Raw genomic sequence first — 14,475 nt, forward strand, 5'->3', positions numbered from 1 at the left:
CGTTGAGGTGCTACTAAACCAACTAACCCCTAACTATATGAGGTGTACGCTACTCTTTCTATTTATTCTTCTTGCAAATCGGCTTCTTGCTGATAATGTAACAGCAGAGCAAGCTCATGCTTTAGCTACCGATTTCTTTAAAACGAATGTTCAAACCCGTAGTACTGCCGCGTCACCACAGTTACAATTAGTTTGGGATGGAGAAGATGCGAATACCCGTAGTGTAGGGAATCTTCCGGCTTTCTATGTCTTTAATAGTACCGACCGGAAAGGTTTTGTTATTATTGCCGGAGATGATGTGGTTATGCCTGTACTAGGCTATTCTTTCACAAACAGCTTTGTGAAAGATGGGATGCCTTCGAATCTGAAAAGTTGGATGAATGGACTGAAAGAACAGATCAATGAGGCAAGAGAGACGGGACTGAATACTTCTGATGTTGTATCTGAAGCGTGGAGAGGGGTGTCGGATATGACAACCGGAGATGTGGTAAAGCAATATAAAACAGCGGAGTGGGATCAAGAGAGTCCTTATAATACGCTTTGTCCTAAAATTGAAGGCACACAGACTGTTACAGGGTGTGTGGCAACTGCTATATCCATATTGATGCGATATCATCAATGGCCGAATGCAGGAACGGGTACTCTTCCTGCTTATAGTTATGATGCGCTAGTTAGTGGAGCCAAAATTCACCAAAATGTATCGGGGAGAACTTTGGGACATACTTATGCTTGGAACGATATGCCACTTCAATATGATCGGAATTCATCCGAGATTTCTAAAAATGAAGTTGCTACTTTGATGTACGACTGCGGTGTTATGGCTCAATCACAGTTTAATATCGCTTCTGCCGGTGGAACCGGTGCCGCTACATTGACAGCTATTCATGGATTGGCAGAGTATATGAATTACAATAAAAGCATGTTGTGTCTTCGTCGTGAATGGTATTCGGATGCAGAGTGGATACAAATGCTGGAAAATGAAATAATGACAGTAGGCCCTGTGCTTTACGGTGGAGCTACTCTTAGTAATGAAGGACATCAATTCATATTGGATGGATATACAACGAAGGATTATTTTAGAGTAAATTGGGGGTGGAGTGGCCATAGCAATGGTTATTTCCTGATTTCAGCTTTGAATCCGAATAATCAGGGAGCAGGTGGCAGTACTGGCGGTGGCTTTGTCGCGAATCAAGACGCTTTGTTCGGGCTAAAGCCGGCGGAAGGAAATTCAAGCTATCAAACATTATTGGCCATGCTTGCTGGGAAATCTCAAGATGGAACTTATTATTCCGGCTTGGAAACCTCTGAAACTCAATTTAATGTAAACTCTTCCTTTATTGTGAAGTGCGGCTTCCTCTGGAATTTGGGATTAGACTCGTTCTCGGGAAAAGTAGCTTTGGCTATGGTTGATAAGAATCTGAATATAAGAGAATTTATATCAAGAATTTCGGATATTCCAAGTATGCAGACATATTATACAGTGTCCTTTGCTCCTTCCTGTAGAATCTCATCGACTCCACAACCCGGTGATCGTATTGTTGCAGTCTACAAAGGAACAAATGATGGCGAATGGAAAGTGGTTCATGGTGGTCCTGATACCACGAATGAGATTATTGTTAAGGCTGATCCTACTTCAATTATAGAGACGAGGCAAGAAATACGATTTACTGCTTTCTGTGATAAGCAACAGGAAACCGTGGTTGTTCATTTGCCGGAGAATTCCCACAGGGTGAATCTATATGATGTAAATGGGCGTCTGTTGAAACAAATATTGTCTGAAGGAAAAGAAACTATAACTTTTTCTTGCCGGGAATATCCTACGGGAGTGTATCTTTTGCAGGCTGTAACGGACAAGGGAATCCATCAATGTAAATTTTTAAAATGAAAAAGAGGATTAATATTGTAATCGCAACCTTACTTGTACTATTGGCGGGTTGTCGTTCTGCGAAAAAAGAAACAATGGTCACATCTGATATGCAAAAGATAGAAATGAATTCTGGAGCAATTACTCCACAGCTGACAGGTGGTAATCCGGCCTCCACCTCTCCGGTGGTTTATATTTATAAAACCAAGGCTGATTATTCACACCAGGTACCGGTGATGATGGATGAGGCTCGTACCCGCATTTTGTCCTATCCTGCGCCCGGGGATTTGAAAATGGGGGATGGGTTACGTCTGCCTACTCTTTTGAATAAGGGATACTTGCTGGATAATAAGGGAATAGGTCCTAATGTGGCTTTTCTTACCTATACGTATGAAGAGTATAGCCAGTTGCCCACAGCACCTTCCATGGCCGATCTGATGTCACATATTCTTGATAAGTATCCTTTACTGGAAATTCGTGCATGCGGTCGCCGTGCTGATTATAAAGATATTGTTATAGAATTAAATGAGAAAATAGCAGAAGGATTTCTGCAAAAATAATTATATTTGTCGCCCAATATATAATAAATAGGTATAGTAAATGAAAGAATTTGTAATCTCCGAAGTACAGGCAGAAACGGCGGTATTGGTTGGTCTCATCACAAAAACACAGGATGAGCGTAAGACAAACGAATATCTCGATGAACTGGAATTCTTGGCTGAGACAGCCGGGGCGGAAGTAGTGAAACGATTTACCCAGAAGCTGGATCAGGCACATTCTGTGACCTACGTCGGCAAAGGTAAACTGGAAGAAATTAAAGAATATATCCGGAACGAAGAGGAAGCCGAACGGGAAATCGGTATGGTGATTTTCGACGATGAACTCTCCGCGAAACAGATACGTAACATTGAAGCTGAGTTGAAGATCAAGATATTGGATCGCACCTCGCTTATTCTTGATATTTTTGCCATGCGTGCACAGACAGCCAATGCAAAGACGCAGGTGGAACTGGCACAGTATAAATACATGCTTCCCCGTCTGCAACGTTTGTGGACCCACTTGGAACGCCAGGGTGGCGGTTCCGGTGCCGGTGGCGGTAAAGGTTCAGTGGGACTTCGTGGTCCGGGTGAAACGCAGTTGGAAATGGACCGTCGTATCATCCTGAACCGTATGTCATTACTGAAAGAACGTCTGGCAGAGATCGATAAGCAGAAGTCAACCCAGCGAAAGAACCGTGGACGTATGATACGTGCGGCATTAGTGGGATATACCAATGTGGGCAAATCCACATTGATGAACCTGCTTGCCAAGAGCGAAGTATTTGCAGAAAATAAACTGTTTGCAACATTGGATACTACAGTGCGCAAGGTGATTATTGACAATCTGCCGTTCCTGCTTTCAGATACGGTTGGTTTCATCCGTAAGTTGCCTACTGACCTGGTGGACTCTTTCAAGTCGACACTGGACGAAGTGCGCGAGGCGGATCTGCTGTTGCACATTGTGGATATTTCACATCCGGATTTTGAAGAACAGATAGAAGTAGTCAATAAAACATTGGCGGATATCGGTGCATCCGGTAAGCCAATCATACTTGTATTCAATAAAATAGACGCTTACACCTATGTGGAGAAAGCGGCTGACGACCTTACCCCCAGAACAAAGGAAAACTTAACACTCGAGGAACTGATGAAGACTTGGATGGCAAAGATGGAGGATAATTGCCTCTTTATCTCTGCCCGTGAGAAGATCAATTTGGAGGAACTGAAGAGTGTGGTTTATGCACGCGTGAAAGAACTGCATGTACAGAAATACCCTTATAACGATTTTCTTTATCAGACCTACGAAGAAGAGTAATCAATGATGAATGAAGAATGATGAATGAAGAATCAGGCTGCACACTATTGTGCTGCATGGTAATTCTTCATTCTTCATTCATCATTCTTAATTTAATTGTTATGAATTACAGACATTTAACCGAAGACGAAGTACTCCGGTTGAAAAGCCAGTCGTGTCTGGCGGATGATTGGGGGAAAGTAATGGTAGCAGAAGACTTTGTTACCGAGTTTGTACATCACACCCGGTTCTCGGGAGATGTGCGTTTAGGCGTGTTTCAATCAGAGTTCACATTGCCGGGTGGAATTAAAAAACATTCCGGTTTGCGTCATGTAACGCTCCACAATGTCACGGTGGGGAATAACTGTTGCATTGAGAACATCCAGAACTACATTGCTAATTATGAGATCGGGCATGACACATTCATTGAGAATGTAGACATCATCCTGGTGGACGGATTGAGTAAATTCGGTAATGGGGTAGAAGTATCCGTACTGAATGAAACCGGTGGGCGTGAAGTACTTATCAATGATAAACTTTCCGCGCATCAGGCTTATATCCTGGCGCTTTACCGCCACCGTCCGGAGTTGATTTGCCGGATGAAGTCTATAACAGACTTCTATTCCAATAAGCATGCCTCCTCGGTAGGTACTATCGGCAATCATGTGATGATACTCAATACAGGATCTATCAAGAATGTACGTATCGGAGATTATTGTCACATCTGCGGAACTTGTCGTCTTTATAATGGTAGCATTAATAGTAATGCGGAAGCACCGGTACATCTCGGCCATGGAGTTATTTGTGATGATTTTATCATCTCCTCCGGTTCACATATAGACGATGGAGCTATGCTGAGCCGTTGCTTTATAGGTCAGGCCTGTCGTTTGGGACATAATTATTCAGCGTCCGAATCGCTTTTCTTCAGTAATTGCCAGGGAGAGAATGGCGAGGCATGCGCTATCTTTGCCGGACCGTTCACGGTGACGCATCATAAGTCCACTTTACTGATTGCCGGTATGTTTTCATTCATGAATGCCGGTTCGGGTTCCAACCAGAGTAATCACATGTATAAGTTAGGCCCTATCCATCAGGGAACATTGGAACGTGGTGCTAAAACTACTTCCGATTCCTATATTCTTTGGCCCGCCCGTGTAGGCGCTTTTTCATTGGTAATGGGCCGCCATGTGAATCATTCCGATACTTCTAACTTGCCTTTCTCCTATCTGATAGAGCAGAACAATACTACTTATCTTGTACCGGGTGTCAACCTGCGAAGTGTAGGAACCATCCGTGATGCACAGAAGTGGCCGAAGCGTGATGGACGTACGGATTCCAACAAACTGGATTTCATCAATTACAACTTACTCAGTCCCTATACCGTGCAGAAGATGTTCAAGGGACGGGAAACTTTGCAGAACCTGCGCCATGCTTCGGGCGAACTTTCCGATATCTATTCTTTCCATAGTGCGAAGATCCGTAACTCGGCATTGGTGAAAGGTATCAAGTTCTATGAGATCGCCATCCATAAATTCCTTGGAAACTCTGTCATCAAACGTCTGGAAGGTATTGAATTCAAAAGTAATGAAGAAATACGTACCCGCCTGAAGCCCGACACCACAGTGGGTAGCGGTGAGTGGGTGGACATTTCCGGCCTGATAGCTCCGAAGAGCGAGATAGATGCCCTGATCAATGATATCGAGTGTGGCAAAGTAGACCGTCTGAAGTACATCAATGCTGAATTTGAGAAGATGCATCAGAACTACTACACTTATGAGTGGACCTGGGCTTATGAAAAGTTGGAGGAATACTACGGAATCAAACCGGACAATATAACGGCTACAGACATCATCCGCATTGTAGAGAAGTGGAAAGAAGCGGTAGTCGGGTTGGACCGTATGGTGTATGATGATGCCAAGAAAGAATTCTCACTTGCCTCCATGACGGGCTTCGGTGCCGACGGTTCGCGCGCAGAGAAAGAAATGGACTTTGAGCAGGTACGCGGCGACTTTGAAAGTAATCCGTTTGTCACCGCTGTGCTGAAACATATTGAAGATAAGACAGCGTTGGGTGACGAATTGATAGGCCGTATGCAGAGAGTGTCATCATTTTCACTCTAATTAAAGAAATATTTCAATAATAGTTCTTACCTTTGCTACACGATTCATTAATTTAATTTACGAGTAATTATGGCAACAACACCTCCGTTCAAGTATCAACCTATGTTTGAGCATGGGGAAGATAAGACTGAGTATTATCTGCTTACAAAAGATTATGTATCTGTAAGCGAGTTTGAAGGAAAGCCCATTCTGAAGATTGAAAAAGAAGGTCTTACGGCAATGGCTAACACAGCTTTCCGCGATGTGTCATTTATGTTGCGCCGTTCGCACAATGAGCAAGTTGCTAAGATTTTGCGCGACCCCGAAGCAAGTGATAATGATAAATATGTAGCACTGACCTTCCTGCGCAATGCAGAAGTTGCTTCAAAAGGCGTGCTTCCTTTCTGTCAGGATACCGGTACGGCTATCGTTCATGGTGAAAAGGGACAGCAGGTATGGACTGGTTATTGTGATGAAGAAGCTCTTTCGCTGGGTGTCTACAAAACATATACTGAAGAAAACCTGCGTTACTCTCAGAATGCTCCGTTGAATATGTACGACGAGGTAAACACGAAGTGTAACCTGCCTGCACAAATAGATATCGAAGCTACCGAGGGTATGGAATATAAGTTCCTTTGCGTGACCAAAGGCGGTGGTTCGGCCAATAAGACCTACCTGTATCAGGAAACAAAAGCAATCCTGAATCCCGGCACTCTGGTTCCTTTCCTCGTTGAGAAAATGAAGACGCTGGGTACAGCTGCTTGTCCTCCTTACCACATCGCTTTCGTTATTGGCGGTACTTCTGCTGAGAAGAACCTGCTGACGGTGAAGCTGGCTTCTACTCATTATTATGATGAGTTGCCCACTACGGGTAACGAATACGGACGTGCCTTCCGTGATGTAGAACTTGAGAAAGAAGTGTTGGAAGAAGCTCATAGGATTGGCCTCGGTGCACAGTTCGGCGGTAAATATCTGGCTCATGATATCCGTATCATCCGCCTGCCTCGTCATGGTGCATCTTGTCCGGTAGGTCTGGGCGTTTCTTGCTCTGCCGACCGTAACATCAAGTGTAAGATCAACAAAGAAGGTATCTGGATTGAAAAACTGGACAGTAATCCGGGCGAACTCATCCCGGAAGAAATGCGTCATGCAGGCGAAGGTGCCGTGGTTAAGATAAACCTGAACCAGCCGATGGCAGATATCCTGAAGGAACTGACTAAATATCCGGTGGCTACACGTCTGTCATTGAATGGTACGATTATCGTAGGCCGTGACATTGCACATGCTAAGCTGAAAGAACGTCTGGACCGTGGTGAAGATTTGCCACAGTATATCAAGGATCATCCGATTTACTATGCCGGCCCTGCCAAGACTCCGGTTGGTATGGCTTGTGGCTCTATGGGCCCCACTACTGCGGGACGTATGGACTCGTATGTAGAGTTGTTCCAAAGTCATGGTGGCAGCATGGTTATGCTTGCTAAGGGTAACCGTAGCCAGCAGGTGACGGATGCTTGCAAGAAGTACGGTGGTTTCTATCTCGGTTCTATCGGTGGTCCTGCCGCTATCCTGGCACAGAACAACATCAAGAGTATCGAATGTGTAGAATACCCCGAACTCGGTATGGAAGCTATCTGGAAGATTGAAGTGGAAGACTTCCCTGCATTCATTCTGGTAGATGACAAAGGCAACGATTTCTTTAAACAACTGAAACCTTGGAATTGTAGTAAATAAGAGGAATCTTTCTATAGATTAAGTGAAAGCTGTCCCGAAGAAGTTGATTAACTCCTTGGGATAGCTTTCTTGGTTTTCATACGACCTCCTTCCCATCTTTCTTATTTGTTCCTAAGTATTCTATTGTGGAATCTATATATCAGAAAAATAATAAGATATCCTTGTATGCCGATACTAATTCCTATCTTTACGCCTTTAAAATCAGATTAATCTTATTGACAGTTATGGAAACTACTCCTCACATTTCTCTGAAGGCGAGCTCCCGTGTCGTCTGGCTGGATGTTGTGCGACTGATAGCCATGTTTACCGTGGTTTGTTGCCACTGCACAGACCCTTTCAACTTTTATCCGGGAACGGCTCCGAATATTGAAGATATCAAATTCTGGGGTGCCGTCTATGGAGCGGTACTACGTCCGTGCGTGCCTCTTTTTGTGATGATAACGGGAGCTTTATTGCTCCCTGTGCGTGGCGATGCATCCGTATTCTATAAGAAACGTATTCCACGTGTGTTTTTTCCGTTTCTTATCTGGTCGGTGATTTATAATCTTTTCCCTTGGATTACAGGATTGCTGGGAGTGGAACCGCGGGTGATTCTTGACTTCTTCCCGTACTCGGGCGAAGAAGTGATGCGCCAGTCTTTAGCTGTCAGCATGGGATATATTGCAGAACTTCCTTTTAATTTTTCTATCCTCGATGTACACATGTGGTACATTTATTTGCTGATAGGCCTCTATCTGTACTTGCCGATATTCTCCGCTTGGGTAGAGAAAGCTTCGGAGAAAGCCAAACTCTGGTTCTTGGCTGTATGGGGAGTGACATTGCTTATACCTTATTATAATGAGTTTGTAGCGCAATACTTATGGGGAACTTGTTCGTGGAACTCATTCGGCATGCTTTATTATTTTGCCGGTTTTAATGGATACCTGCTTCTGGGACATTATCTGCGCAACCATGACTGGACTGTACGGCAATCCGCACTGATAGGCGTTCCTATGTTTGTGGTGGGCTATACGGTTACTTTCTTCGGTTTCCGCCACATGACGGCATTGCCGGACTTTACGGATGAAATGCTGGAATTGTTCTTCACCTACTGTTCGCTGAACGTGGTGATGATGACTATTCCTGTATTTATGTGGGCAAAGAGAGTGAACATTCGTTCGGAGCGGGTGATAAAAGCATTGTCCAACCTGACGCTTTGCGGTTTTGGAATCTATATGATACACTACTTCTTCACAGGGCCCGCAGTGGTACTGATGCGGGCGGCAGGTGTTCCGTTGTGTTTGCAGATACCTGTCGCCGCAGTGTTGGCATTTGGCGTTTCCTGGCTTCTGGTGGCAATGGCGTACCGTTGCTTCGGAAAGAAGACGAAATGGGTATTGGGATAGGATAAAAAATAGGGGCAGTGTATGCTGCCCCGAAGCTATTATTTATTGTGTTTCTTTTTCCACTGCTCGTACTTCTTCAGCACTTTCAGCCCGTCACTATTATACCAACTGTATCCGTTGCGGCGCTCATATCCGATTTCGGAAATATCGAACTTCTTCACCCCATCACGATCGCTAACGAACGGACGATTGTCTTCTAAAGTATAGAAGCGTGCCCACAGGGGAGGGCAATCCGTACACGGAACCATACGGAAGTCCTTCTTGCCTTCATCATTCGTGAAGAACTCTTTTTTCATCCCTTCAATCTTTGATGCTTTGAACCATTCGATTGCGTTCTCTATACATGCGATGACCTCTTTTGAAGGATTAGGCAGAGACATTAGCAGGATGACGATGTTGTCCGATTCGGCGCCACTCAGTGAGGGAAGTTCGTAGGCACGTGCTTTGGCTGGGGCAAGGGTATGTTCATCATGCTGCGCACACCACACGGTAGGCTTGCCGTTCAGGATAACCTGCGTTTTGAGGATACATTCCACACCCTTATCGAAGGCGGTGCGGGCACGGTCGCAAATGCTGTCGGGAACATATATGTAGGGAGCTTTCTTCTCGTATACCTGACGCAGCAACTCCATAACGTTTACCATTGCATTGTCGTTGTAAGTGATATGAGTATAATAACCCTTGGGACGGGGCCAGAACTGCGGCCAGCCACCGTTGGGATATTGGGCTTTGAGAATATACCGGATACCATCCAGAGCGGCATTTTTGTACTTTTCGGTATTAGTGGCCAGATACAGGCGGGAGAGGTATTCGATTTCCGTACTGGTTGCATCGTTGTCTATCGTACTTTCGTTTACATCATCCTTGGAGGCGAGTACGTCTTCACGTTCTTGCTCTGTCAGTTCGGCAGGCATATAGATGTTTTTGGGCCAACCGCCGGTGGTTTGTTGATAAAGCAATACATTGTCGCCAATGCGGATGGCCTCAGTTGTTTTAAAGAATTCATCGTCCAATTTAGGAGCCATTTTCACCCAGGTTTTATAGGGCTTCTTCTCTTTGTAGTTTACGTTCTCTTGTGCAAATACATTTGTCAGGCATAACAAGGCCAGACAACACAGGCAAATCTTTTTCATGGTCGTTGTTTTTTATAGTTCTATGATGGCAAAAGTAGAGGAAAAAAACTCGCCTGATGGGGAATATTTGTTTTATTCCAGGTATTTTGTTACTTTTCCACTGATTTGCAACAAAGAAATTTCGCATAATTTAGTGTTGTACTCTGCTGAAAGAATTCTTTCTTCTGCATCTAAAAGGCTCTTCTGTGCTTCACGCATTTCGATACCTGAAAGGTTTCCCAGCATATAACGCTCCATGGCAATTTCATGGTTTTCTTTAGCAGCTACAAGGTTCTGGCGTTCCAGGTTCAGCATTTGCAGATTGTTTTGGTAAGCTTGCCATAAGTTGCTCAGGTCTGCACGTAAGGCTTGTTCCAGTTGTTCGCGTTCCAGGCGGGCATTCTGAATGGCAATACGTGCATTGTTGCGTTCCCGGCGACGGTTTCCATCGAATAGGTTGAAGCCGATAGTCAGGCCGAAGTTGGCACCAAGATTACCGCGTTGGATGTTAGTGGCGATATCGTATTTGTTGAAGGTATAGCCATAACCACCGTTCATCTTCAGATAAGGATAGTCGCGGGAACAAACCTTTTTGTAATCCAGCTGGGCAAGCGTGTTGTTTTGATAGGCTTTCAACAGAGAAGCGTTGGTTTGCAGAGTCATGTTCCAAAGCTCTTCAAAGTTTAGTCCACCGTCTACGTTGATCAGACTGTCCTGAACGATGATGGGCTGGTCTACATCTTCGTTCGCCATCAGTTCGTTCAGTTGGATACGGGAGGTATGCAGCAACTCTTGCTGTTTCATATACTGGGCACTGTCTGCATTGAAGTCTACCTTTGCCTGTTGGTAATCCAGACGGGAGAAGTTACCGATGTGATAACGCTCTTCCACGATACGCAAACGCTCTTTGGACAAAGATACGGCATAGCGGAAATTATTCAGACGGATCTTATGTTGCAGATAGTTGTAATATTCGGCAGCGATGTTGGCTATCAGGTCTTCTACGGCGATACGGGTATTGGTTTCACCTTGTCTTTCCAACTCTTTCAGACGTTGGTAGTTGGCGGTGATGTTGAAGCCGTCGAAGATAGTCCAGTTCAGATTAAGCCCCACGTTCATGGTCTGATCGAATACACCATTCTCTTTGACATGTTCTCCGGTAGCCCGCACTTTACTGTCTGTATTGTCTACGGTTCCTTTATAACTTGCAGAGAGGTCAAGTGTCGGCAGATAACCGGCGTTTCCCAGCGTGGCGTTGTTTTTGCTGACTTGTTCCTCGTTGCGGGTAATGCGCAGCGAGTAGTTATTTTGAAGCCCGTATTCCAAGCAGGACTTTAATGTATAAGATTGCGGCATCTGCGCTTGCAATGCAAGCGAGGTGCTACAAATGGCTATGAGGGATAAAATCGTACGTTTCATGATTTCTTTAACTTACTTCTGTTAGTGGATACATAACTATATATGGCAGGTACGATATACATAGTGAGGAATGTGGATACCAACATACCGCCCACTACGGCTGTACCCATGGCAATGCGCTGGTTACAACCTTCACCCGAAGCGAATGCCAACGGTATTAGTCCGAGAATGGTAGAAGCACTCGTCATTAGGATGGGGCGCAGACGTTGCAGGGATGCATCCTTGATGGCTTCCATTTTATCTTCTCCGGCTTCCTGTTTCTGGTTGGCAAACTCTACAATAAGGATACCGTTCTTTGCCACCAGACCAATCAGCATGATGATGCCAATCTGACTGAATATATTCATCGTAATATCGTTGAAGTACATGAATACCAAGGCTCCGGCAATAGCCAAAGGCACGGTAAGCATGATAATCAACGGATCTTTGAAACTCTCGAACTGCGCTGCCAGAATCAGGTAGATCAGCAGAATTGCCAATACAAAGGCAAACATCAGACTGGAAGAACTTTCCCTGTACTCTTTGGAGTCTCCCGTCAGTGCGGTACGGAATGTCTCATCCAATGTTTCTTTGGCAATCTTATCCATCTCGTCCAATCCTTGTCCGATGGTTTTCCCATCAGCAAGTCCGGCAGAAATAGTGGCGGAAACGAAACGGTTGTAACGGTACAATTGCGGAGGGGCGATACCGCCGGTCAGTTCAATCAGGTTGTCCAACTGCACCATTTCACCTTTATCACTACGAATATAGATGCCTTTCAGGTCGGAAGGCTTGTTGCGTTGCTGGCGGTTGATTTCACCCAATATTTCGTATTGCTTTCCGTTCATATAGAAATAACCCATACGCTGACCGCTCAATCCGTATTGAAGCGTTTGCGCGATATTGCGTGTGCTTACTCCCATGATACTTGCCTTGTCGCGATTGATATTGATGCGGGCTTCCGGCTTGCTGAATTTCAGGTTCACGTCGGCCATCTGGAAAACCGGATTTTCATAAACCTTCGCCATAAATATCGGCAACACCTCTTGTAATTTCTCAATGTTGGTAGCCTGCAATACATATTGAACCGGCATACCACCGCGTCGTCCACCGAAAGAGGACGATTGCTGTACGAACGAACGCGCCTTGGTCTTTTTCTGTACAGCCTGCGAAATCTTTTCGGCTACTTCCATCTGTGTGTAGTCACGCTCTTTCATGTCTTTCAATGTGATACGCACGTTACCGCTACCACTTGACACGCGTGCCGTTACCGATTCTGCATCCGGCAGAATGGAATCTACCAACTGGTTGATGTCTTCCGTATAATCCCGTATGTATTCGTAAGTCACACCCTCCGCACCACGCACGTTGATACTGATTTGCGAGCGATCTTCCAATGGTGCCATTTCGGCAGGGATGGCATTCCACAGATATACGATAATGATTAATGTTCCTAATACAAGTGGCATGGCCAGCCAGCGTTTACGGAGAAAAATTTCCAATGACCGGCTGTAGATGCGGTTCATTCCTTCAAAGAATGGTTCGGTTTTTATATAGAACCAGTTTTTCTTTTCTTGTTTCACTAACAACTTGGTGGCAAGCATCGGAGTGAAGGTCAATGCGGCAAAGGAGGAAATGATCACCGAACCGGATACCACGATGCTGAATTCGCGGAAAAGCCGTCCCGTCATTCCGTCCATAAATACGATAGGGAAGAACACGGCTACCAGCGTGATGGTGGTAGAGATTACAGCAAAGAAAATTTCCTTGGCGCCCTCGATGCCGGCCTCTTTCGGCGGCATTCCGCGTTCAATGCGGACATAGATGTTTTCCGTCATTACAATGGCGTCATCCACCACCAGGCCTACTGCCAGCACTACCGCCAGCATGGAAAGCACATTGATAGAGAATCCTGCCAGATACATCACAAAGAATGCTCCGATAAGCGAAACGGGGATCACGATACAGGGCACCAGCGTTACACGCCAGTCGCGCAGGAAGAGGAAGATGATGATGATGACGAGAATGAATGCCACGTATACCGTTTCCTTTACCTCATTGATAGAGGCGCGGATAAACTTGGTATTGTCGAAACCATAAGAGTATCGCACATCATCCGGAAGGTCTTTCTTCATCTGTTCCATGCGTTCGTAAACGGCATCGGCAATCTTGATGTGGTTGGCGCCCGGTTGAGGTACCACAACAATACCTACCATTGGTACGCCATTCATTTTCATGTAGCTCTTGATGTCCGCAGGACCCAGTTCCGCCCGTCCGATATCACTGAAACGGACAATGCGGTTGTTGTCTTCCCGCAGGATAAGATTATTGAATTCTTCTGCCGTGTGCATCAATCCCAATGTACGGATGGTAAGTTCCACCGTATTACCTTCGATACTTCCGGACGGGAGTTCCACATTTTCTTTATCTACCGCATTCTTTACGTCTATGGGGGTAATGCCGTAACCCGACATCTTGATAGGATCGAGCCAAAGGCGCATGGAATAACGCTTTTCCCCCCAGATACTGACACCACTTACGTCTGCAATGGTCTGCAATTGCTCTTTGACGGTGAGGTCTGCAATCTCGCTCAATTCCAGCAAGGAACGTTTGTCGCTTTGCAATGCTACCATCAGTATAGGCATGGCGTCCGCATCTGCTTTTGATACGGTAGGAGGGTCACAGTCGCGAGGCAAATAACGTTGGGCGCGTGAAACTTTATCACGCACGTCGTTTGCAGCCGTTTCCAGGTCTACGGAGAGTTCAAATTCTACCGTAATACGGGATGAACCTTGCTGGCTGACGCTGGACAAGGAACGGATTCCCGGAATACCATTGATGTTTTGCTCCAATGGCTCGGTAATCTGGTTTTCGATAACATCGGCATTTGCACCCGGGTAGGAGCAGGATACCGAAATGATGGGATTGTCCACTGACGGATATTCGCGGACGCCGAGATAGCTGTACCCGATCAGTCCAAAAAGCAGGATGATAAGGGTAAGCACTGTGGAGAGTACCGGGCGCCGTATGCTGAGTTCGGATATGTTCATAAG

At 45.4% G+C, this 14,475-nt stretch carries 9 protein-coding genes; 6 read left to right on the plus strand and 3 right to left on the minus strand.

Annotated elements, in window-relative coordinates:
- Positions 1–37 precede the first annotated feature (37 nt).
- From K6V21_RS10110 to K6V21_RS10135, 6 genes are all read left to right on the plus strand, one after another.
- The gene (locus tag K6V21_RS10110) at positions 38–1,885 is read left to right on the plus strand and encodes a thiol protease/hemagglutinin PrtT (RefSeq protein WP_224321687.1); all 1,848 of its coding nucleotides are present in this window, start codon (positions 38–40) and stop codon (positions 1,883–1,885) included.
- The gene (locus K6V21_RS10115) at positions 1,882–2,424 is read left to right on the plus strand and encodes a hypothetical protein (RefSeq protein ID WP_224321688.1); all 543 of its coding nucleotides are present in this window, start codon (positions 1,882–1,884) and stop codon (positions 2,422–2,424) included. Before K6V21_RS10110 ends, K6V21_RS10115 begins: the two co-directional genes overlap by 4 nt.
- Positions 2,425–2,464: 40 nt before the next feature.
- Positions 2,465–3,718: a GTPase HflX gene (gene hflX / locus K6V21_RS10120; RefSeq protein WP_217714776.1), complete on the plus strand. Its 1,254-nt coding sequence runs from the start codon at positions 2,465–2,467 to the stop codon at positions 3,716–3,718.
- Positions 3,719–3,819: 101 nt separating this feature from the next.
- A complete protein-coding gene (locus K6V21_RS10125) occupies positions 3,820–5,817 on the plus strand; it encodes a DUF4954 family protein (RefSeq protein WP_224321689.1) in 1,998 nt (665 codons plus the stop codon).
- Positions 5,818–5,886: 69 nt separating this feature from the next.
- Positions 5,887–7,527: a fumarate hydratase gene (locus K6V21_RS10130; RefSeq protein WP_224321690.1), complete on the plus strand. Its 1,641-nt coding sequence runs from the start codon at positions 5,887–5,889 to the stop codon at positions 7,525–7,527.
- Between the two features lie 224 nt (positions 7,528–7,751).
- Positions 7,752–8,912: an acyltransferase gene (locus K6V21_RS10135; protein ID WP_224321691.1), complete on the plus strand. Its 1,161-nt coding sequence runs from the start codon at positions 7,752–7,754 to the stop codon at positions 8,910–8,912.
- 38 nt (positions 8,913–8,950) lie between these two features.
- On the opposite strand, the gene pelA is transcribed toward K6V21_RS10135, so the two are convergent.
- The 3 genes from pelA to K6V21_RS10150 form a co-directional block, all read right to left on the minus strand.
- On the minus strand, positions 8,951–10,045 hold the full coding sequence (pelA, locus tag K6V21_RS10140) for a pectate lyase (RefSeq protein ID WP_217714772.1): 1,095 nt from the start codon (positions 10,043–10,045) through the stop codon (positions 8,951–8,953).
- Between the two features lie 72 nt (positions 10,046–10,117).
- A complete protein-coding gene (locus K6V21_RS10145; protein ID WP_044269688.1) occupies positions 10,118–11,443 on the minus strand; it encodes a TolC family protein in 1,326 nt (441 codons plus the stop codon).
- Positions 11,440–14,472 (minus strand): efflux RND transporter permease subunit, encoded by a 3,033-nt coding sequence (locus tag K6V21_RS10150; RefSeq protein ID WP_044269686.1) that lies wholly within the window; start codon positions 14,470–14,472, stop codon positions 11,440–11,442. Before K6V21_RS10150 ends, K6V21_RS10145 begins: the two co-directional genes overlap by 4 nt.
- Between the last annotated feature and the right edge of the window lie 3 nt (positions 14,473–14,475).

It is taken from the genome of Bacteroides cellulosilyticus, assembly GCF_020091405.1.
Taxonomy (GTDB): Bacteria; Bacteroidota; Bacteroidia; order Bacteroidales; family Bacteroidaceae; genus Bacteroides.

What these genes read in the sequence shown, in the direction of transcription:
- K6V21_RS10145 (WP_044269688.1), bottom strand. Translation starts at nt 11,443, where the DNA reads ATGAAACGTACGATTTTATCCCTCATAGCCATTTGTAGCACCTCGCTT.
- K6V21_RS10115 (WP_224321688.1), top strand. Translation starts at nt 1,882, where the DNA reads ATGAAAAAGAGGATTAATATTGTAATCGCAACCTTACTTGTACTATTG.
- pelA (WP_217714772.1), bottom strand. Translation starts at nt 10,045, where the DNA reads ATGAAAAAGATTTGCCTGTGTTGTCTGGCCTTGTTATGCCTGACAAAT.
- K6V21_RS10130 (WP_224321690.1), top strand. Translation starts at nt 5,887, where the DNA reads ATGGCAACAACACCTCCGTTCAAGTATCAACCTATGTTTGAGCATGGG.
- K6V21_RS10110 (WP_224321687.1), top strand. Translation starts at nt 38, where the DNA reads ATGAGGTGTACGCTACTCTTTCTATTTATTCTTCTTGCAAATCGGCTT.
- K6V21_RS10150 (WP_044269686.1), bottom strand. Translation starts at nt 14,472, where the DNA reads ATGAACATATCCGAACTCAGCATACGGCGCCCGGTACTCTCCACAGTG.
- K6V21_RS10135 (WP_224321691.1), top strand. Translation starts at nt 7,752, where the DNA reads ATGGAAACTACTCCTCACATTTCTCTGAAGGCGAGCTCCCGTGTCGTC.
- hflX (WP_217714776.1), top strand. Translation starts at nt 2,465, where the DNA reads ATGAAAGAATTTGTAATCTCCGAAGTACAGGCAGAAACGGCGGTATTG.
- K6V21_RS10125 (WP_224321689.1), top strand. Translation starts at nt 3,820, where the DNA reads ATGAATTACAGACATTTAACCGAAGACGAAGTACTCCGGTTGAAAAGC.